Source organism: Algirhabdus cladophorae (assembly GCF_044772865.1).
Taxonomy (GTDB): Bacteria; Pseudomonadota; Alphaproteobacteria; order Rhodobacterales; family Rhodobacteraceae; genus Algirhabdus; species Algirhabdus cladophorae.
In genome coordinates this window covers 518,529-536,752 of the sequence record NZ_CP173029.1, presented here as the reverse complement: position 1 = coordinate 536,752, position 18,224 = coordinate 518,529, and the positions used below count along the sequence as shown (strand labels likewise).

General features: G+C 57.4%; 23 protein-coding genes. 5 read left to right on the top strand and 18 right to left on the bottom strand.

Annotation, left to right across the window (positions count from 1 at the left end; all coding sequences use genetic code 11):
- Positions 1-2: 2 nt before the first annotated feature.
- The 10 genes from ACIRQ6_RS02610 to ACIRQ6_RS02565 form a co-directional block, all read right to left on the bottom strand.
- Positions 3-1,484 carry a protein adenylyltransferase SelO gene (locus tag ACIRQ6_RS02610; RefSeq protein ID WP_420862582.1) on the bottom strand — a complete coding sequence of 494 codons (1,482 nt, stop codon included), beginning with the start codon at positions 1,482-1,484 and terminating at the stop codon, positions 3-5.
- Between the two features lie 61 nt (positions 1,485-1,545).
- The gene (locus ACIRQ6_RS02605; RefSeq protein ID WP_420862581.1) at positions 1,546-2,046 is read right to left on the bottom strand and encodes a peroxiredoxin family protein; all 501 of its coding nucleotides are present in this window, start codon (positions 2,044-2,046) and stop codon (positions 1,546-1,548) included.
- 79 nt (positions 2,047-2,125) lie between these two features.
- Positions 2,126-2,632, bottom strand: a complete 507-nt coding sequence (gene msrA, locus ACIRQ6_RS02600) for a peptide-methionine (S)-S-oxide reductase MsrA (protein WP_420862580.1) — start codon at positions 2,630-2,632, stop codon at positions 2,126-2,128.
- Positions 2,632-3,075: a peptide-methionine (R)-S-oxide reductase MsrB gene (gene msrB, locus ACIRQ6_RS02595; protein WP_420862579.1), complete on the bottom strand. Its 444-nt coding sequence runs from the start codon at positions 3,073-3,075 to the stop codon at positions 2,632-2,634. Before msrB ends, msrA begins: the two co-directional genes overlap by 1 nt.
- 115 nt (positions 3,076-3,190) lie before the next feature.
- Positions 3,191-4,063, bottom strand: a complete 873-nt coding sequence (locus ACIRQ6_RS02590) for a LysR family transcriptional regulator (protein WP_420862578.1) — start codon at positions 4,061-4,063, stop codon at positions 3,191-3,193.
- Positions 4,064-4,359: 296 nt separating this feature from the next.
- Positions 4,360-4,992, bottom strand: a complete 633-nt coding sequence (locus ACIRQ6_RS02585) for a tyrosine-type recombinase/integrase (RefSeq protein WP_420862577.1) — start codon at positions 4,990-4,992, stop codon at positions 4,360-4,362.
- A gap of 647 nt (positions 4,993-5,639) precedes the next feature.
- A complete protein-coding gene (locus ACIRQ6_RS02580; protein ID WP_420862576.1) occupies positions 5,640-6,536 on the bottom strand; it encodes a LysR family transcriptional regulator in 897 nt (298 codons plus the stop codon).
- 3 nt (positions 6,537-6,539) lie between these two features.
- Entirely contained in the window at positions 6,540-7,313 is a 774-nt protein-coding gene (locus ACIRQ6_RS02575) for a LysR substrate-binding domain-containing protein (RefSeq protein WP_420862575.1), read from the bottom strand.
- Positions 7,283-7,489: a LysR family transcriptional regulator gene (locus tag ACIRQ6_RS02570; protein WP_420862574.1), complete on the bottom strand. Its 207-nt coding sequence runs from the start codon at positions 7,487-7,489 to the stop codon at positions 7,283-7,285. Before ACIRQ6_RS02570 ends, ACIRQ6_RS02575 begins: the two co-directional genes overlap by 31 nt.
- The gene (locus ACIRQ6_RS02565) at positions 7,486-8,445 is read right to left on the bottom strand and encodes a LysR family transcriptional regulator (RefSeq protein ID WP_420862573.1); all 960 of its coding nucleotides are present in this window, start codon (positions 8,443-8,445) and stop codon (positions 7,486-7,488) included. Before ACIRQ6_RS02565 ends, ACIRQ6_RS02570 begins: the two co-directional genes overlap by 4 nt.
- Positions 8,446-8,627: 182 nt before the next feature.
- Between ACIRQ6_RS02565 and ACIRQ6_RS02560 the strand changes: the two genes are divergently transcribed.
- The 3 genes from ACIRQ6_RS02560 to ACIRQ6_RS02550 all read left to right on the top strand — a co-directional run bounded on the left by ACIRQ6_RS02560 (position 8,628) and on the right by ACIRQ6_RS02550 (position 10,593).
- Complete coding sequence (locus tag ACIRQ6_RS02560; protein ID WP_420862572.1) at positions 8,628-9,263, top strand: sulfotransferase family protein; 636 nt, start codon at positions 8,628-8,630, stop codon at positions 9,261-9,263.
- Between the two features lie 212 nt (positions 9,264-9,475).
- Complete coding sequence (locus tag ACIRQ6_RS02555; RefSeq protein ID WP_420862571.1) at positions 9,476-10,117, top strand: sulfotransferase family protein; 642 nt, start codon at positions 9,476-9,478, stop codon at positions 10,115-10,117.
- 65 nt (positions 10,118-10,182) lie between these two features.
- The gene (locus tag ACIRQ6_RS02550; protein ID WP_420862570.1) at positions 10,183-10,593 is read left to right on the top strand and encodes a hypothetical protein; all 411 of its coding nucleotides are present in this window, start codon (positions 10,183-10,185) and stop codon (positions 10,591-10,593) included.
- Here the strand turns inward: ACIRQ6_RS02550 and ACIRQ6_RS02545 are convergent.
- The 7 genes from ACIRQ6_RS02545 to ACIRQ6_RS02515 all read right to left on the bottom strand — a co-directional run bounded on the left by ACIRQ6_RS02545 (position 10,590) and on the right by ACIRQ6_RS02515 (position 16,124).
- On the bottom strand, positions 10,590-11,483 hold the full coding sequence (locus ACIRQ6_RS02545) for a LysR family transcriptional regulator (RefSeq protein WP_420862569.1): 894 nt from the start codon (positions 11,481-11,483) through the stop codon (positions 10,590-10,592). The two genes, ACIRQ6_RS02550 and ACIRQ6_RS02545, sit on opposite strands and share 4 nt — an antisense overlap.
- A 13-nt stretch (positions 11,484-11,496) precedes the next feature.
- Positions 11,497-11,790, bottom strand: a complete 294-nt coding sequence (locus tag ACIRQ6_RS02540) for a Dabb family protein (protein WP_420862568.1) — start codon at positions 11,788-11,790, stop codon at positions 11,497-11,499.
- 89 nt (positions 11,791-11,879) lie between these two features.
- On the bottom strand, positions 11,880-12,515 hold the full coding sequence (locus ACIRQ6_RS02535) for a hypothetical protein (RefSeq protein ID WP_420862567.1): 636 nt from the start codon (positions 12,513-12,515) through the stop codon (positions 11,880-11,882).
- A gap of 31 nt (positions 12,516-12,546) precedes the next feature.
- Positions 12,547-13,032: a hypothetical protein gene (locus ACIRQ6_RS02530; protein ID WP_420862566.1), complete on the bottom strand. Its 486-nt coding sequence runs from the start codon at positions 13,030-13,032 to the stop codon at positions 12,547-12,549.
- Between the two features lie 157 nt (positions 13,033-13,189).
- Positions 13,190-14,008, bottom strand: a complete 819-nt coding sequence (locus ACIRQ6_RS02525) for a class I SAM-dependent methyltransferase (protein ID WP_420862565.1) — start codon at positions 14,006-14,008, stop codon at positions 13,190-13,192.
- Positions 14,009-14,043: 35 nt separating this feature from the next.
- Complete coding sequence (locus tag ACIRQ6_RS02520) at positions 14,044-14,496, bottom strand: cupin domain-containing protein (RefSeq protein WP_420862564.1); 453 nt, start codon at positions 14,494-14,496, stop codon at positions 14,044-14,046.
- Positions 14,497-14,630: 134 nt separating this feature from the next.
- On the bottom strand, positions 14,631-16,124 hold the full coding sequence (locus tag ACIRQ6_RS02515; protein WP_420862563.1) for a winged helix-turn-helix domain-containing protein: 1,494 nt from the start codon (positions 16,122-16,124) through the stop codon (positions 14,631-14,633).
- A gap of 216 nt (positions 16,125-16,340) precedes the next feature.
- On the opposite strand from ACIRQ6_RS02515, the gene ACIRQ6_RS02510 reads away from it, so the two are divergent.
- Positions 16,341-16,631, top strand: coding sequence for a DUF1330 domain-containing protein (locus ACIRQ6_RS02510; RefSeq protein ID WP_420862562.1), 291 nt, complete (start codon positions 16,341-16,343; stop codon positions 16,629-16,631).
- Positions 16,632-16,658: 27 nt separating this feature from the next.
- Complete coding sequence (locus tag ACIRQ6_RS02505; protein WP_420862561.1) at positions 16,659-17,624, top strand: ketopantoate reductase family protein; 966 nt, start codon at positions 16,659-16,661, stop codon at positions 17,622-17,624.
- A 272-nt stretch (positions 17,625-17,896) separates the two neighbouring features.
- On the opposite strand, the gene ACIRQ6_RS02500 is transcribed toward ACIRQ6_RS02505, so the two are convergent.
- Entirely contained in the window at positions 17,897-18,169 is a 273-nt protein-coding gene (locus ACIRQ6_RS02500) for a hypothetical protein (RefSeq protein ID WP_420862560.1), read from the bottom strand.
- Between the last annotated feature and the right edge of the window lie 55 nt (positions 18,170-18,224).

Sequence of the window (18,224 nt, the reverse complement as noted above, 5' to 3'; positions counted from 1 at the left end):
TCCTATGTGCCACAGAATGTTTTGTAGGGGCCAAAATCGTCAGGCGCCGGCCCTTCGTAGCCTTCCAAACCGTCGCGCTTGGTAAACGGGTCGGTCAAGACGTCCAGCAACTTGGCAAGCGGGGCCATATCGCCTGCTTCCGCCGCAACCAACGCCTCTTCAACGCGATGATTGCGCGGAATATAGATCGGGTTCACGCCGTTCATGGCTTTCGCACGTTCTGCGGGATCAAGCGGATCGCGCAAGAGCCTGTCCTGCCATTGCTTCAGCCAAGCGCGGATCTTTTCACCGTCATCAAACAGCGACACGACATCGTCATCCTGCCCAAGCGCAGCATCGGCGAGGCGGCGGAAGAACAGCGTGTAATCCACGTTTTGCCCGTCCATCGCGGTGAATAGATCGTTGATCAGGGCCGCATCTTCAACTTCACTGGATGCAAGACCAACTTTGGCGCGCATGCCTGTGGTCCAGATCTCCGTGTAGCGCGTGGCGAACCCGTTGATCACATTGGTCGCCAACCGGATGGCTTTTTCGCTGTCGTCAGCTTCGATCAAAGGCAACAGCGTTTCGGCAAACCGCGTGAGGTTCCACTGAGCGATCACCGGCTGGTTGCCAAAGGCATAACGCCCGTCTCGGTCGATCGAACTGAACACGGCCTTGGGGTCATAGGTGTCGACAAAGGCGCAAGGGCCATAGTCGATCGTCTCGCCCGAGATCGTCATGTTGTCCGTGTTCATGACACCATGCACGAAGCCCGCATGAAGCCATTGGGTCACGAGGGCGGCCTGCCGTTCCAGGACCGCCGACAAGAAGCCAAGGTATTTGTCTTCCGCCGAGGCCAGTTCCGGATAATGACGATCAATGGCGTAATCTGCCAGCTTGCGCACTTTGTCCCATTCTTTGCGGGCCGCAAAGAACTGGAAGGTGCCGACACGCAAGTGGCTGGACGCGATCCGCGCGAGAACCGCGCCGGGTTTCATCCCATCGCGCGCAACCTCTTCGCCCGTTGTCACAGCCGCGAGGGCGCGCGTAGTCGGCACGCCAAGCGCGTACATTGCTTCGCCCATCAGGTATTCCCGCAACACGGGGCCAAGCACCGCTTTGCCGTCACCGCCGCGCGAGAACGGGGTGCGGCCGGACCCTTTCAGGTGCAAATCAAAACGTGCGCCATTCTTGTCCAGCACCTCGCCCAACAACAATGCGCGACCATCGCCCAGTCGCTCGGAAAAGCCGCCGAACTGGTGCCCCGCATAGGCTTGGGCCAAAGGGTTTGCGCCTGTCGGAGCTACACTGCCAGCAAAAATGGCGGCACCGTCTTTGCTGTTCAGTGCAAGGCTGTTCAAACCCAGATCTTCGGCCAGATCATCATTGAACTGAACGATTTTGGGCGCAGGTGCTTTCACACCCTGCCAAGGCACGTAAAAGCCTTCGAGCTCACGGGCATATGTGTTGTCGAAGTTGAATGTTGGATCATGTTTCGTCATCGGGTTTCCTGCTCATATCAGAGGGAGTGGCAGGGCCGTGACAAGCCCTGCCAAGGCTGCTTTATGCGTCTGAAAACGCGACATCATCCGCGCCAAGTGCGTTCATGAACCGCGCCGGATCAATCCGGAAATCCGCGTAAACCACGTCGCCCTGTGGATCGATCACGGTAAACCACGGTGTGCCGCCGCTGACATAGTCCTCCATGAAGGACGGATGCCGTTCACCCTTCGCCGGAACATCATGCCCGAAGGGGATTTTCAGGCTGTATTGCTCCTGATTGACGCGCAGTTTGTCGAAGGTGTTGACCTCGGATCCTTCAAAGACGGTCTGGATCACAGCAAAGCTGAACCCTTTGTCTTTCAAATTATCATGCAGATACTTGAGCGTCGGAAACCCGCGCGAATGGCAGCCGGGGCACCAATGCTGGAAGCAATAGATGATCTTGTAGCCATCCCCCAGATCAGCCAGTTGCAGCGGCTTTTCCATTGGGTTGCCATCACCATCAATCCAAGCCCCAACACGCAGTTCATGAGCTGGGCCATTAAGGGAACCAAATTGCATAGCATATCCTTTCATCAGGCCTGTGCCTGAATCCATGTTAGGTCTGTCCCCGCAAAAAACGGGGGAAGCTCTGTTTGGTTTATTCGGCGGCTTCGCGTCTTGCCAAAACCCAGTCAGGTCGCACAAAGTGGCAGGTATAGCCATTTGGTCGGTGCATCAGGTAATCCTGATGCTCTGGCTCGGCCTCCCAGAAATCGCCGGCCGGCTCTACTTCTGTTACCACCTTGCCCGGCCACAGCCCCGAAGCGTTAACATCCGCGATTGTGTTGAGCGCCTCGTCACGCTGCGCATCATCCACATAATAGATCGCAGAGCGATAGGACGTGCCACGATCATTGCCTTGGCGCAGTTCCGTTGTCGGATCGTGGATCTGGAAGAAGAACTCCAGCAGTTTGCGATAGCTGGTCTTCGCCGGATCAAAGATGATCTCGATGCCTTCCGCATGAGTGCCGTGGTTGCGGTAGGTGGCGAATTTCACGTCACCACCCGTATAACCCACGCGGGTGGACACAACGCCAGGAAGCTTGCGGATCAAATCCTGCATCCCCCAGAAACAACCGCCGGCAAGTATTGCACGTTCTGTCATTATATATCCTCCACTTGATCCAAAAATTCGCCGTAGCCTTCGTCTTTCATTGCATCGCGATGAATGAATCGCAGGCTGGCAGAGTTGATGCAGTAGCGCAGACCACCTTTGTCATGCGGCCCGTCGGTAAACACATGCCCCAGATGACTGTCGCCGTGCTTGGAACGCACCTCCGTGCGCAACATGCCAAAGCCTTCATCGTTATGCTCAGTGACATGCTCGGACACGATAGGCTTGGTAAAGCTGGGCCAGCCGCAACCGGATTCGAACTTGTCAGATGAGGCAAACAAAGGCTCGCCCGACACGATGTCGACGTAGATGCCCGGTTCCTTGTTGCTTGTCAGGGGACCTGTTCCCGCGCGTTCGGTGCCGTTTTCTTGCGTCACACGAAATTGCTCTGGTGTCAGCTTGTCCAAGGCGTCTTGGGTTTTTGCGTATTTCATTTTTCCGCTCCTCCGGTCCGTTCTGCGATGGAACAGAGATAGCGATGATGTTTCGGTATTCCCAATAGCCTGCGACTATTGTTTCTATGCCTGCCCAAGGGCGGCTTGCGTTAACTTACCACTGATACGCTTTGGCCATACCCAGGATCTGGCGCAATTCGGCTGGCGTGCCATTGCCTGAAACAGCCACCAAAACGACTTCGCGTGAGATATCCATCGTGGACACGGGGCGCGCATCAAGACCAGCCACGGTGCAAGACCGCTCTGGCATGATACAAACCGCATCACCCGATGCCACAATGTGTTGAACCCAGTCTTCGCGCTCAGAACTGAACCGCGGATACATCAAGATATCGCGGTCCATGAAATGCGCGGTGATCTCACTATGGAATTCGCAAGCAAGCCGGTCGATGAACGGCTCGCGTGCCATCTCTTCTGCCGGGATCTCGTCAAAGCGCGACAAGGCATGGCCTTTGGCAAAAGCCAAGAGATAGCGCTCTTCAAACAGCGGCTGAACGGCCAACTTGAAGTTCTCCTTGGGTGCTGTTGGCAAGATGCAGGCATCGTATTTGCCTGACAAAACTTCGGGGGCCCCTTCTTCAGCCGCCAGGGTATGCACGTTTAATTCAATACTGGGGAGTTGGGACAGAACGTGTTGGATAAAGCCGGCAAATGCATTGGGTGCAATCGTTGAGGCAACGCCGATCGACAAGACACGCTTGCGCCCGCGCACCGAGTTTTCGGCAAGCTCCCGCACGTTCATCAACCCGGATTCGATGCGCATGAACTCAACCTGAATTTCACGGCCAAGCGCGGTCAGCCTGCTATCCTTGCCATCACGATACAAGAGTGGGCCGCCCAGTTCTTCTTCGAGCTTGCGAATGGATTTGGTCAGGCTGGGTTGCGCCACGCCACTGCGCCGCGCGGCTTCGGTAAAGTTGAGCGTATCTGCGAGGTGCAAAAAGTAAGTGATCTGATTGATGTCCATCGCGTCCCAACCGGCTTTCGCGTTTATGCCATGATCTCACAACCCGACATGAACTGAAGGCACAGTATGGGACAATCTGCAATCATTGTCAGCCTTCTAAACGCCTTATATGGGCATCTGTCTTGATGCGAGTGTGCAAAGGGCCAAACATTAGCAGATGGCTGGATTGTGCGCATAACCGCCCTTTAGACGATATGCGGCATCGGTTAAATTGGGCTTGCATTGCGTTTTCGCCGCTGTGTGATCTTAGGTCTCCTCTGAAACGGCGAACGGCAGGCACCGTTCGCCAACATAGCTCAGATGTCGATGCGTTCAGCAATACTCAGAGCATCCTCCAACTCGACGCCAAGGTAACGCACCGTGCTATCAACCTTGGTGTGGCCAAGTAAAAGCTGCACAGCGCGAAGGTTGCCCGTTTTGCGGTATATCTCGGCGGCTTTGGTTCGGCGAAGCGAATGAGTGCCATAGCTGCTTGCCTCAAAACCAATCGCGGTCACCCACTCACGAACGAGCCGACCATACTGCCGCGTTGAGATATGTGGGCGGTCGTGGAAGCGGCTGGGGAAAATGAAAGGGCTACCGATCATCTCGGGTGATCTGACCCATGCAATAATGGTTTCTCGCGTGTTTTCGGTCAATTCAAATTGAACCGGCTTTTGGGTCTTGCTCTGGATCACCGAAACCCGTTCGCGAACGCGATCATCTTTGACTAAATCGGTCACGGCGAGTTTGACCAGATCGCAGCCTCGCAGCTTGCTATCAATCGCCACGTTGAACAGTGCAAAGTCGCGAAGATAGCCAGCGAGTTCGAGCCTCGCGCGGATCGCCCACACCTGTTTGGGAAGCAGCGGAGGTTTCTGTCCGATGATCCGCCCTTTGTTCCAGGCTGTGCGCCTAGGGGTGACTGCGGGAAGTTGGACTCTTGGCATAACATGCCCTCCAATCCTCCCCCCAAACCCAGACGTCAGCACCGCGCTGACGCCTGGAGCATAGCATCTGATTGAATGACCTCTTTCGGAGAAAACCAAAACCCACCATTTCTGCAAGCGCATTCGGTGGCTGTGAGCCCTTGTCGGACATGGCGCACGCGCGCCGGATGTCCCTTCCAAAAGCTGTTTCGACAAATAAGTTAACGTCCACTCCGTCCCACGACCTGATCCTTACCCTCAGGTTCTTCGCCGCGCGCTGCACAGATGACCGGTTAGGTTGCTGCTTCGCGGCGAAGCGCTTTACGCAAGTGCAGAAGTTTTCTCGCTGCGTGCGCGCGCAGCACAAATTCAAGACTTCCGCAATGGGCTCTCTTGAAACCTTCGCTGCGCTGGTCCTGAGTGACCGGTTCGGGAAACAACGCCGTTCGCTGCGCGGTGTACGAACTGATAAGGTGCGGACAAAACGGACTTGTGCAAGTGCAGCTATTGCTGACGCAGCATCCATTCGCTCTGGCAGCGCGATCATCGCTGCATTGCAGCCTATGTCGCCAGAGCGGTCATTTCAGACAGGGCTATATCCCTGCGGTTGGCGTTCTCAGTGAACCCAAACTCATCATTTGGGACCGCAAGTGACGGTTCGATTCGAGTTACTTCAAACCCGTCAGCATGGCGCGGTTGTCTTTCAGGAAGGAAACCAACGCGTCCAAGACGATCCGCACCCGCTGGGAGCCGCGGGCCGACTCGTGATAGATGACCCAGGAGTCTACTTGATCGAATGGGTCGGGAAAGACGCGTTCTATGTTCGCGTTCGTATCGGCGAAGGCGCAAAATAGAGAGCCGATGCCCGCGCCTTGCTCAATCATCATCTGGGCAGAGTCGGTATTTTCCACACGGATGCTGGGGCGGTCAGGATTGTCTAACCCATCTATCAATGCAGACGCTTTTGAAGGAGCATTGCCGGTTCCGATCCTCACAAGTGTGTGGTCACGCAAGTCCTCGGGGGTGCTTGGGCGACCGTGCTTTTCAAAGTAGGCTTTTGATCCATAAAAGGCGCGTCCCCAAGTAAATGAATAGGCGACGACCAGTGCCGGATCCTGAGGTTCGCGCGTTCGCACGGCAATATCCGCTTCGCCTTTTGAGAGGTCGAAGGCTGAGATCGAACTAATAAGGTCAACATAAAGTCCCTCAAATGCCTCTGCGATTTGGTGAACCAAAGGCCGCAGGATGTGGGCCGCGGTGGGGACGCAAGCGATCTTGACGGTGCCGGTCGGCTGCTGGCGCATCGCGCTGACATTGATCTGGGTGTCATTGACGACCGCATCCATTTGCTTTGCAGCGTCAGCGATAACCAGGCCTTCTGGTGTGAAGGTAAATTCGCCACCGCCTCGTATGATGATAGGTGTCCCGAAAGCTTGCTCAGCGCTGGCCAACCGGCGGCTCACAGTCGATCCATCCACGCCCAGAAGGCGTGCGGCGCCGGATATCGACCCCTCGTTCTTCAGGGCAAGGACGACACGGAAATGGCTCCAATTAGGGTTTGCCATGGTTTACTGATGTCCCCTTTGGGAAGCGGCGGCTCCGAGAGTGTTTAACGCCCTTTCATTGATGTGTTGATACGCGTCAATCACAGTTGACCGGAGCCATTTGCCTCCAGGGTCCTGTGACAGGCGCGCGCTCCAGAAGAATCGAAAGGTAATATCCGGTAATTCGACCGGCGGGCGTTTTGCGATCAGCCCGTATGTTTTCACATCGTCGGCCATGAACAGGGGCACTGTCGTGCCGAGCATATTCGTACGCGCGAGAAGCGGTGCGACCCCAGAGAATTCCGGCAAATGCGCCCCGATCCGGCGCTCCATGCCATCGCGCGCAATGCGATCCTCTACCGTTTGGCGTGCTGCATTCGACATGCCCACCATGACATGGGGCCAATCAAGCCAAGCTTGTTTGTTCCAGATCTCCGCCGCCGGGTGCCCGGCGCGCATATAAGTAAAGCGCTGGAGGGTCGGCATGACCTGTTCCATCAATCCTTCTGGCAGGGGTTTGTCCGCGCCAAGTAGTGCCAGATCAATCTCCTCATTGGCCACGGCATCGTAAAGATGTGGGCCTGGGTTGACCCACTCTAAAGCAACGCCGGGGGCTGCCTCGTTGATCCAGGCGAAAACCTCCGCGATCAGAGCGGTGATTGCGGGGACAGCAATCCGGAAGGTGCGGGTGCTGGTCGCTGGGTCGAAGGGTTTGGGGGGTGTGACAACCCGTTGGATGCTGCGCAGGATTGGCCGCACGTCTTCGATCAAGCTTTCTGCGAAAGGCGATGGCTGCATCTTACCCCCATCACCATCAGCGGGTCGTCCACTTGGTCGCGTAGGCGCGCTAGCGCGTGACTGACCGCGGAGGGCGTCTTGTTCAGGCGGGTCGCAGCCTTGGCGACGGACCCTTCATCCATTAGCGCCTCGAAGGTTACGAGGAGGTTGAGCTCGAGCCGGGGGAGAGGCGTCATAGTGTTAATTCCCGCCCTATGCGCGCAGCCACAAGCGCTGTCGCTTCCACTTGGGCCTCGCGATACGCACCCATCACAAGATTACGTACCCACACCATAGCCGGATCATTTGCCGTGCGCGATGACCAGAAGAAACGCACGCGGAACGGTGGCATAGGGGTGATGGCAGGAAGCAGCACCAGCCCGTAAGTCTGCATGTCCCAGGCCATGATTTCGGGTGGAAGAGTTGCGATCAGATCCGTTGAGGCAAGCAGCGGTCCAACGGCCGAAAACTCCGAAATTCGTGCAGCGATCCGACGTTCGGGCTTTGGCGTGGATGACGCCTCGTCAACCGGACTGCGTGCGGCGTTGGTGATGGCAACTTTGATATGGCCATAGTGGTTCCAAGCTTGCGGCCCCCATTGCTTGATCGCCGGATGTCCTGCACGCACAAAGCTCGTGAAATTCATAGGCGGCATGTCTTGTTCATCGACGCCATCAGGCAAGACACTGTCACCGCCAAGATTTGCGAGGTCGATGTGCCGTTCGGCCACGGCGTCTTGAAGTTTGTGGGGCGCCGCCAGCCAGTCGATGTTGATATGCGGTGCCTCTTCCAGAATACGGTTTGCGACAGTCGACAAGACATTGGCAGACACCGGGCATTCGATGCGAAATGTGCGGGCGCTGGTTTTGGGGTCGAATGGTTCTGGCAGTTGCAGCACCCGTTTTATCCCACTCAATAGCGGCCGGATATCTTCGATCAGTTGCAAGGCAAATGGGCTGGCTTGCATGCGGCCGCCGACCTTGACCATCAGGGGGTCGCCGACCTGTTCCCGCAGTCGGGCAAGCGCATGACTGACCGCCGACGGCGTTTTGTTCAGCTGCGACGCGGCACCGGCGACGCTGCCCTCTAGCATAAGCGCCTCGAAAACGACCAGCAAATTCAGGTCGATCCGGTGTAGCTGAATTTCCTTCATGACCGCTGAAATCGTTTCGTTAGGTTTCCGATGGATCTGAGTGAATACTCTTGTCATCGAAACCGCAAACAAAAGATCGACAAGACCGCACCCTCCATCAACCTCAGATTACAGACCGCAGGGCGCTGCCCTGCGATCGGGACAGGTATGTCTTTTGATTTGCTCACAAAAAGGAACACCACATGTCATTGAAAGTCATCGGATCGGGCTTTGGCCGCACCGGCACCATGTCGACCAAAATTGCGTTGGAGCAGTTGGGTTTTGGCCCCTGCCATCACATGACCGAGGTCATGGGCAACCCCAACCAGCCTGCCTATTGGTCGGCATATGCTGACGGTAAAGAGGTCGATTGGGCAGAAGCTTTTGCCGGTTACGGCGCGCAGGTCGACTTTCCCGGGGCCACTGTCTGGCACAAACTGTCCATTGCCTTCCCTGATGCCAAGGTGCTGCATAATGAGCGGCCTGAGGAGGATTGGTGGGCCGGCTATTCCGGCACGATCAACAAATTCTGGCAACATCGGACGCGACTGGACCTGCCGCCGCCTCTCATCCCGATCTTCGAGACTATGGACAAGATTGTGGTGCAGGACCTGATCGGCGGGACCGACCGGGAGAGCGCGATCAAGGCCTATCGCCGCAACAACGAAAAGGTCCGCGACACGATCCCGGCGGACAGGTTGCTGGTCTTCACGCCAACGGACGGCTGGGACCCGCTCTGCCGTTTCCTCGAGGTTGACGTGCCCGTTGGGGACTTCCCTCGCAGCCATGCCCGCGATGAATTCTGGGCCCATTTCGGTGGGGAGCCGACGGGGGACTGAACGCAGGTCGCGCGGGCGCAAGGGCCGCAGGCATTTTTGCAATCGGTCTTTGCAATCTTCTCTGGCGCGTCAACGAGCAACTTCCGGTAGCTTCACCCTATCGCTGAAATGGAAAGCCAACAGCAACGCGCGGTGACGGTTCTTTGGCCCGTCACCGGCCGATCGCCTGCGGCCTCCTGACAGCACCTGAACGCATAAAGGAAGGAAATCAAATGTCCCTGAAGATCATCGGAACCGGTATGAGCCGCACCGGCACTTTGTCCACCAAAACAGCTCTCGAAGCCCTCGGGTTCGGACCTTGCCATCACATGATGGAATTGTTCGCGAACCCGGCTGAGGTCGAAAAATGGGCCGAGGTTGCACGCTGCGAACCCACCCAATGGGACGTGGTCTTTGAGGGCTACACATCCCAAGTCGATTTCCCCGGTGGTCGTGTGTGGCAACAGACGATCCATGCCTTCCCTGATGCCAAAGTGCTGCACACCGAACGCCCGGAAGAAGACTGGTGGGCCAGTTTCAGCAAGACGGTGCTGAAAGTCTGGGCCAACCACGAATGCCTGACCCAGAACATGCCGCAGCATATCCAGGACATCTTTGTGAAGCTCACGCCATTCTACATCAACGACACGTTTGGAGGGATGCCGGACAAGGAGATGGCGCTGGATGCCTACCGGCGCAACAACCGCCTTGTTCGCGAATTGGTGCCAGCCGATCGCTTGCTGGTCTTCACGCCGTCCGATGGCTGGGGGCCGCTTTGCGACTTCCTGAACGTATCAGTGCCCGATGCACCGTTTCCACGCAGCAACGGCCGAGATGAGTTCTGGGACAATTTCGAAGAAGAGCCGGCTGATTAATTGCCGGCCAAGCCTGCGCCGCCGGACCCCTTGGCGGCGCCCCATTTCTCAAAGGACCATTTCACATGACACGTTTTCAATTCGCGGCAGCCTTTTGCTGCGCCATCGCCCTGCCTGTTGCAGCCCAAGACCAACCTGACACCGTCTGGATGATCGTCCAGCATGACGTCGCAGCCTACTCCCCATGGCGCGAGGTGTTCGACAGTGGCCTATCCACGAGACAAAGTGCAGGCGAGTTACAGTTTGAAATCCTGACAAAGCCGGGAGCGCCGGTCGCCATCATGGCCATCTTTGAATGGACCGATGCAGACGCCGCTTTGGCATTTGCAAACGATCCTGCCGTACGAAACGCGATGCAAGCAGGCGGCGTAATCTCAAAGCCGGTGATCACGCTGCATGACACCGACCCGCGGTTCTGGACAGACCTCAACAAGCCAGTCACGCCAATAGATTTAGCAGCAGATGATGGCGGTTAGATCCCCGATAGGGCCGACTGTCGTTCGCGCAAGAACGGGATCAAGGCATCCAATACCACCCGTACCTTAGCAGAGCCGCGTGCGGACTCGTGATACAGGACCCAAGACTCCATTTGATCAAAGGGCTCTGGGAATACTCTTTCCAGCGTTGCACAGCTGTCACCCACGACACAAAACAACGCGCCAATACCGCCGCCCTGTTCGATGATGATCCGGGCAGAGTCGGTGTTTTCCACACGCATGGCAGGCGCATTCGGGTCAGCAAATTGCTCAATCCAGCCGAATGCGGGCGTGCCGAGCAACGACGTCCCCGTCCGCACAAGCTGATGTTTGGCAAGCCCCTCAGGCGCGTCAGGACGACCATATTTGGCGAGATAGTCTTTCGATGCATACAGACAGCTGCCCCACGTAAACGTATGCGCGATCACCATCCCCGGGTCCTTTGGTGCGATGGTTCTGACCGCGATGTCCGCCTCACCCTTTGTCAGGTCCACGCTTTTGATCGAGGCCATCAGATCAACCCGCAACCCCGGATGCGTCTGGGAAATCTGTTCGGCCAGTGGGCGCAGCACATGTACTGCGGTCTGGACGCAGGCAATGCGCACCGTGCCTTCGGGTTTCTGGCGCATCGACCGGACAGACGACGTTGTCGCACTGATCTTGGCATCCATCGCCTCGGCGGTCTCCAAGACGGTTCGCCCTTCTGCGGTGAATTCGAATGTGTTGCCGCCCCGGACGATCAGCGTCGCGCCAAAGACGTCTTCGGCTGCGGCAAGGCGGCGACTGACTGTCGAGGCGTCAACGCCAAGCAGCTTTGCAGCCCCTGTCACCGATCCACCCTTGGCCAGCGCGAGGATGATGCGAAAATCGCTCCAGTTTGGTTCGGCCATCTACGTGGTGCGCCTACATCTCATGCTGGATTGCCGACAGTTTGGCCGTCAAATGCTTTGCGTGGTCTTCGACATAAGCCTTGTGGCCATCGCTGGACACATAGCGTCGGAACGCCTCCATATCCGCGAAGTCGGCAACGAGGGCTGCGTCGTGATGGTTTGGGCCGCTGCCCACATTCGTGCCAAGGGTAAAGGAAAGCACCTCTTCACTGGTCTCGCATAGGTTCGTTACGGCAGCGCGCCAAGCGGCAAGCTGCGGCTCGGTGGCTTCGGGCTTGAATGAGACAAGAACGATGTGACGCAGCATAGGATTTCCTTCGTTACCAGATTATCTTGGATTTCGTGTTCTTACCGGGCAGTTTGCGCGGGCGCCAAATAAAATCACAAAGCCCCCCATCAGAAACGCAATCCGAAAAACGCCACAGCCAGCGGCACCGGAGAGACAGCAAGCGCAATGGTTGCGATTGTCGTCAGCGGTGAAAATATCCCGCTGAGGCCTGCCATCAGCATAATGCCACCGCCGCCGCCGATGATCGAGTTTCCCGGCGTGTTCACGGCCAAAGCCAGCGCAACATAGCGATAGCGGACGGCCATCTGCATTGCCCGCGCTGATTGTCCATCCAGCAGCATCGCCACGCGGTCCTCGCCCGACAGCGGCGCAGCACGGGCGACCAGATCAGCGGCCCGGTGCATCCGCAAGGTGGACAAGAACCGTTGCAAGACCCCGACGGGCAAAAAGCGCCCCGCAGTGTAGGCGAGGATCATGGATGCCACCGTGCAAACATAGATCAGCGGGGCAATGGCAGGGCCAAAGGCGGCAAGCATGGCAATACCAATCTCGGCTCCTGGCACGAAAGGGAGCGCAAGAAGCCCGATATAGGCAACCGCGCCAAACATGATCATGCGGTGAACTTGTTGCTCGTTATCAGGCCTGATCTGCAGGTTGAGGGCATCGCGCACCTCATGTGCGCCCCAAGTGGCCAGCACGATCACCGCGATCAGGATCACGATGCGCAGGATGATACCGCCCATCGAGGGGCCTGACGTGCGCATCGTGTCGATCTCAGCCTGTTACAGCGGTCGCGGCGTCGAAATCGGAGGCGGTGCCTGACCCTTCGAGCATCATCTGGTTTGTCCAGTACCAACGGCGGGTGGTCCATGTCACCTCGAACGTGACGGCGTCGCCGTCAATTTGGCCGTACCAGACGACCGTGTGCGGAGCGTCCGGGCAAAGGGTTGTGGCGGTGAAATGGATCACACCATCGACGTCTTTCGTCTGATAGTCGGACCAACCGAAATTACAGTACTCTTCGCAATCGGTGGACTGGAAGGTCCCTTCGCGGAATATCAGTTCGTCCTCAAGAACCGCACCACTTTTAGCATCAGTGCCAAGTACTGTGAAGGTCCGACCATCCAACGCGCCAGCCGATTCCCACGCGCCTTCCGGCACCTGCAGGTCGGGAATATCTTCGTTCATCACAGTCATCGTTGCCGCGCCAGTGCCGAGTGTTGCGACCGCAATAGCGGCTATTTGAAGGATCTGGGGCATTTGCTGTCTCCAGTACAAAAGCAAAAATCAAATCGATTGGACGATGAATTACTTACAAAGGCTACCCTAAGGTAAACTTTCATACAAACACAAACGGCGTCCTTCACGGTCGTTGCAAACGAATTTCCAAGACCGTGAAGGCCGTAACACGTTAAACTCAAGCCTCGGCCATAAGCACACGGAAGGTTGCGCCGATGCGGTAGCCGCCATCAGGCTGGGCAAATGGGGCGATCGCCGCCTCATGTGCTGCATCCAGCGCTGCCTGACCGCTTGTCTCGGCAGCCTTGAAGGCAACACCTGACGACCCAAGACCCTTTAGCGCAGTTGCGAGGTCGGGGTAGGTCCATGGGCTGTCCACGTCGAACACCTCGAGTGGGGTGAGACCCGCGCTTGATGCAAGTTCTTCCAGCTTGCCGGGTTCGGATAAGGCGAAGGGCCCCGACGCGTTCGCAGGCATCGGCGGCAGCAGTGGTTTCAAGGCGGCGATAAACGCCGTGACTTCCATACTGCCGGGTTCGCCCCAGGTCATGATAAACACCTTGCCGCCGGGTTTTGCCACACGGCGCGCTTCCTTCAACGCCGCCACGGGGTCGGCAGCAAACTGGAAAGCGTTAAAGCCGGTGACCACGTCAAAGCTGTCATCCTCAAACGGTAGTATCTCGAGATCTCCATTTTCCAGACGCGCATTTGGCAAACGGTCGCAGGCAACCTCTAGCAGCCCGGCCGATGCATCAATCCCGGCAACGTCGGCGCCCAGTTCCGCAGCAAGTTGCATCGCCATGCCCGCCCCGCACCCCGCGTCGAGCAGGCGTGTTGTGGACCCGACAGAGGCCTTGTCTATCACGGCATGGTAACCAGCCGCGCATTGTGCCTCTTGTATCGAAGCCCAATCGGCGGCGCGCGCGCCCCAGATCTGGCCATTCGCCTCACCACTAAATGCGCGGATCTCTGTTTTGGGTGTTTCGAGGGCAGTCATCGTTTCGTCTCCATCTGTTAGCTTTGGTGGCGGCCTCAATTACTTTTAGCGGGCATCATTCCGCTTGGCCCCATGGCCGTGCCGACGGCCAGAACGTCACCGTCGCGCGCCCATCCGTAGTGGTTGGCACCGGACGGTTCAGTCCAGAAGCTGCCAGGGGTCAAGGCCACCATCGCCGCTTCGTCGAAGGTATCGCCGAAAGCCCAAAGAAGCGTACCCGAGATGATCGTGCTGTGGCGCCAGACATCGGGATGCGAATGGGGCGGAATCCGCGTCCCCTGCGGCATCTTGACCATGAAGGAATAGGGCGCCGCTGTCCTGGGATCCCCGGTCAGAACGGCCATTTCCATGCCCGAATTGCCCATGGCCCGCCATGAGATTTCTTCGTGAATAACGATTTTGGGCTCTTCGGCAAGGGCGATGCTTGCGCAAAGACCGATGGCGGCAGAAAGAGAAAAAGTCCAAGTACGTGAAAGCAGGTTTTGCATGCTATGAGCCCTTAGTAGAGTGGTGTTTTCCAAGAACGACCTGACACGAAGTCATTGGATTACCTGCGATTAACCATTCACGCCGCATCGCGCCCTGTCCACTTGTTCAGCTAAAAAGATCTAAAATCAGCGGCTCACGACAGCGCGAGCGTTGCCTCGGGGCGAGCGAGACCGGCGGCAACACGAAAAAACGTGTGCGCGCGGTACAGGTAATCCGGGTTCGCGCTGAGCCAGCGGCCCGCAAGACGTGCTTCCACCAGTTTGGGCGAGATGCTCTCGACGACACGAAATGTCTCGGCTGCCTTTTCGATCCGGTCCTGTCCGACATACGCGATGGTGCCTAGAATCAATGGCGTCGCACTATGCGCGGCCTCGGCCAATGCCGCCTCCGCAGCCTTGGCAGCAGCGTCGTAATTGCGTGCCGCGAACTGCGCAAATCCCACGGCACAGAGCATCGACCCCAGCGCCGGATCCCGCGGAGAGCGCCTGAGACCGGCCTCAGCCAAGGGCACGCCGATTTCTGCACCGCCATTGATGGCTTCATAGAACCCCAGCCAGCACAGGGTCACCGCGCAATTCGGGTTCATCTCGTGAGCTCGGCGCAATTCGGGCAGACCCGCCGCGACATCCTGTTTCATAAAATGCAGTTGCGCCCGCAGCCTGCGTGCCTGATGATCTGTCTTGTCGATTGTTATGGCCTGGGTCGCCGCGTCGATACCCTCACCCAGGGTGTCGGGGACGTTGTCCGTTGTGCCGTGATAGACATTCCACCACGCCACCCAGGCCAACACCCGCCAGGCCAGTGCCGAACTCTGATCGCGATCTAGCGCTTGATGTGCCATCTCCGCGGCCGCTTCGCGGGGGCCGGGATCATAGGCCATTTCCCCAGACGAGATCGCGAACCAGGCGCGTTGCGCGAGACCATGGATGGTCAGATCCTCGGGCGGAACGACGTGGATGCGGTCGGCCTCGGCCCGGTCGATTTGTGGCGAGAGGCAGGTGACGATCATCCGTGCGACCCGCGACTGCGTATCGAAGTGATCTGCCAGTTCGCGGTCGAAACTTTCTGCCCAGACATGCCCGCCATTGGCGGCGTCGATCAGCTGCGCCGTGACCCGCACGCGATCTGCCCGCGCCCGCACGCTGCCTTCCACAACATAACGCACGCCCAACTCGCGGGCGATCGCCCTCAGGTCCCGCGGTGCGGTGCGATAGGCGAAAGCGGTGTTGCGGGCGACCACAAAAAGGTCACGGAAGCGGGACAACTCCGTCGTGATGTCCTCGACAAACCCGTCGGCAAGCCAGTCAAAGGCCGGATCGCCGCCCATGGTATCGAACGGCAGTACAACGACAGACGGCCTGTCGGGGAGCGCCAGATCGGGGCCCGGCGGCAGGATGTCGAGCGCGAAACGAAGTCCACGTCCGGGCACTGTGATGATGGCCTCGGGACCAAGTATTCGACGCAGATTTGCGACCTGGACATTCAGGTTGTTGTCTCCAACCGCCGTATCGGGCCAGACGGCCTGCATGAGATCGTCTCTCGACAAAACACTGTTTTGTTTGAGCACCAGCACCTCCAGCAGATCGAAAGCACGCGCCCCGATTGGAACAAGGTCGTTCCCCCGCAAGAGGGCTCTCTTGCGGCAGTCTAGTGTAAAATCTGCGAAGCGAAATCTGTCCATATATTCGTTGCCACGACCCAATCGCTAAATTTCTTAAGCGATTGTGGCAGTGTTGGCGCAATCCTCCCATTGCATTATGGTACTTCGGGCGGCAACCGGAGAAAAGGCATTTCCGGCGCATTGCAATTCTAGGTCCACACAAATTTTCAAAAAGGATAACCTATGCCAGCCTATGTCATTTTCGACGTCGAAATTCACGACAAGGATCAATACCAAGCGTTCATGCTTGGCGTAAAACCGGCATTGGAAAAAGCAGGGGCCAAATACCTCTCGCGGGGCGGTGACCACAAAGTCTATGAAGGCGATTGGGAGCCGCGCCGGATCGTCTTGCTGGAATTCCCATCGCTGTTGCATTGGGAAGACTTCTACAACGGCGAAACTTATCAAGGCCTGAAGGCTGTCAGAGATGCCTGTAGTTCAGCGCGTCTTGTTGGCGTTGAAGGCATCGCGTAGCGAGATCAAGCAGAAGGAATTTTTCGGATGTCAGATTACCATGTTGCGGTATTTGGAGGCGGTTCCGTCGGCCTGTCTCTTGCGACAAGCTTTGCAACGGCAGGCGCGCGTGTTTCGCTCTTGGTTCGCCAAAGCTCCATTGAATCCCTCCGTCAGACACCGATCGAGGTGACGGGCCTTCTCGGGGACTACGTCGTTCCACCAGACCAGATAACGCTGTGTGATGCGGCTGCTCCGACCGAAGATGTGCTAAACAGCGACATGCTGATCCTCACAACAAAGGCCTACGATGTGGAGACGGCGCTCAAGTCCTTTGCAGCAGTGGGAGCCTGCCCGCCTGTTCTGCTTCTCCAGAACGGCATGGGGTCAGAAGACATCGCGCGCCGCATCCTCGGCCCAGATATCCCCATATATTCCAGTGCCATGATGATCGGCATGGAACGTCTCGGTCCGGCACATGTCGCGGTCACGGCCCAGTCTAGCCCAATTTTTTGTGGCCCACTTCTTGGCGATGATACGGGATCAATCTTGAAGCTTCTTCAGGTTGCTGAGGCCGGTTTTGTCCCGATGGCGCTGGATGATGCCATCCGCGACACCATCCTGTTCAAGCTTCTCTTTAACAGCTGCATGAACCCCTCAGGTGCCATAACCCGGAAAAGTTACGGTCAGCTGCTCGAAACCTCACATTCCCGGGACCTCATCATCGGCTTGGCCGATGAAACGCTGGCCGCGTTCGCGGCGGCATATGATTACCGTCCAGCTGAAAACGGAAAACACTATGTGGACGACGTACTCAGCCCCATCATCTTTCCGCGCGCGGTAGGTCATCACTCGTCCATGTTCCAAGACCTCGCGTCAGGGCGTAAAACAGAAATCGATTTCTTGAACGGTGCCATTTGCAGACTGTCCCAAAGCGTGGGTCTGAGCGCCGTGCGACACGAAAGTATCGTTCAACTGATCAATGCCTGCAAACCCGATAGCCGCTTGGCGTAACGTCCCCGAAACGCAACGATTGGCATGGGGCGATAGTCGACAGTTTCGACGCCAAACCACGCCCTGCGCGCGCGATACGTATGGCGTGACGCATCGCGCGGCTTGTTGCGTTTAGCGGTACCGGCAAACCTTCAGGCTGGGAATAGGCCAAAGTGCTGTTGCGCAATGACGAATTCGTGCAGCTTTAGCTTGAACCGATCATTGGCTGACCCTGCATCTTCTGAGTCGGCGTTTTCTCTGGCCCACCGTTTTGCCCATCGGACCCACATGTCCTAAGCATCCTCTAGGAAATAACTCAGTTGCTCGATGAAACCGAATTTACGCATCATTGCGTCGCCTTCTGGCGTTCGGCTGATCGCACGCATTTTTTCCAAGTCATGGACCTCGCCCACGACAGCCGCCTGGTTGGCGTCATGTGGGTCACGCAGAAATGTCAGCCTTCCTGCGCAATCCCCGAAAACGCGTTCGTGAGCGGCGTGAAATTCCTCGAGTCCCTCTCCTACTGGGATGTGAGAAACGCGGGTAACTGAGACGAGCAGTGTCATGATGTGTCCTTTCGATCATCAAAGTTGCCGGCCAATTGCCGGATGTCCTGAAGGG

Bases quoted from the DNA above. Each gene is read 5' to 3' on its own strand.
- ACIRQ6_RS02570 (WP_420862574.1), bottom strand. From the start codon at position 7,489: ATGACGCCTCTCCCCCGGCTCGAGCTCAACCTCCTCGTAACCTTCGAG.
- ACIRQ6_RS02585 (WP_420862577.1), bottom strand. From the start codon at position 4,992: ATGCCAAGAGTCCAACTTCCCGCAGTCACCCCTAGGCGCACAGCCTGG.
- msrA (WP_420862580.1), bottom strand. From the start codon at position 2,632: ATGACAGAACGTGCAATACTTGCCGGCGGTTGTTTCTGGGGGATGCAG.
- ACIRQ6_RS02565 (WP_420862573.1), bottom strand. From the start codon at position 8,445: ATGAAGGAAATTCAGCTACACCGGATCGACCTGAATTTGCTGGTCGTT.
- ACIRQ6_RS02535 (WP_420862567.1), bottom strand. From the start codon at position 12,515: ATGGGCGGTATCATCCTGCGCATCGTGATCCTGATCGCGGTGATCGTG.
- ACIRQ6_RS02580 (WP_420862576.1), bottom strand. From the start codon at position 6,536: ATGGCAAACCCTAATTGGAGCCATTTCCGTGTCGTCCTTGCCCTGAAG.
- ACIRQ6_RS02575 (WP_420862575.1), bottom strand. From the start codon at position 7,313: ATGCAGCCATCGCCTTTCGCAGAAAGCTTGATCGAAGACGTGCGGCCA.
- ACIRQ6_RS02530 (WP_420862566.1), bottom strand. From the start codon at position 13,032: ATGCCCCAGATCCTTCAAATAGCCGCTATTGCGGTCGCAACACTCGGC.
- ACIRQ6_RS02540 (WP_420862568.1), bottom strand. From the start codon at position 11,790: ATGCTGCGTCACATCGTTCTTGTCTCATTCAAGCCCGAAGCCACCGAG.
- ACIRQ6_RS02525 (WP_420862565.1), bottom strand. From the start codon at position 14,008: ATGACTGCCCTCGAAACACCCAAAACAGAGATCCGCGCATTTAGTGGT.
- ACIRQ6_RS02610 (WP_420862582.1), bottom strand. From the start codon at position 1,484: ATGACGAAACATGATCCAACATTCAACTTCGACAACACATATGCCCGT.
- ACIRQ6_RS02550 (WP_420862570.1), top strand. From the start codon at position 10,183: ATGACACGTTTTCAATTCGCGGCAGCCTTTTGCTGCGCCATCGCCCTG.
- ACIRQ6_RS02605 (WP_420862581.1), bottom strand. From the start codon at position 2,046: ATGCAATTTGGTTCCCTTAATGGCCCAGCTCATGAACTGCGTGTTGGG.
- ACIRQ6_RS02505 (WP_420862561.1), top strand. From the start codon at position 16,659: ATGTCAGATTACCATGTTGCGGTATTTGGAGGCGGTTCCGTCGGCCTG.
- ACIRQ6_RS02545 (WP_420862569.1), bottom strand. From the start codon at position 11,483: ATGGCCGAACCAAACTGGAGCGATTTTCGCATCATCCTCGCGCTGGCC.
- msrB (WP_420862579.1), bottom strand. From the start codon at position 3,075: ATGAAATACGCAAAAACCCAAGACGCCTTGGACAAGCTGACACCAGAG.
- ACIRQ6_RS02500 (WP_420862560.1), bottom strand. From the start codon at position 18,169: ATGACACTGCTCGTCTCAGTTACCCGCGTTTCTCACATCCCAGTAGGA.
- ACIRQ6_RS02520 (WP_420862564.1), bottom strand. From the start codon at position 14,496: ATGCAAAACCTGCTTTCACGTACTTGGACTTTTTCTCTTTCTGCCGCC.
- ACIRQ6_RS02555 (WP_420862571.1), top strand. From the start codon at position 9,476: ATGTCCCTGAAGATCATCGGAACCGGTATGAGCCGCACCGGCACTTTG.
- ACIRQ6_RS02560 (WP_420862572.1), top strand. From the start codon at position 8,628: ATGTCATTGAAAGTCATCGGATCGGGCTTTGGCCGCACCGGCACCATG.
- ACIRQ6_RS02510 (WP_420862562.1), top strand. From the start codon at position 16,341: ATGCCAGCCTATGTCATTTTCGACGTCGAAATTCACGACAAGGATCAA.
- ACIRQ6_RS02590 (WP_420862578.1), bottom strand. From the start codon at position 4,063: ATGGACATCAATCAGATCACTTACTTTTTGCACCTCGCAGATACGCTC.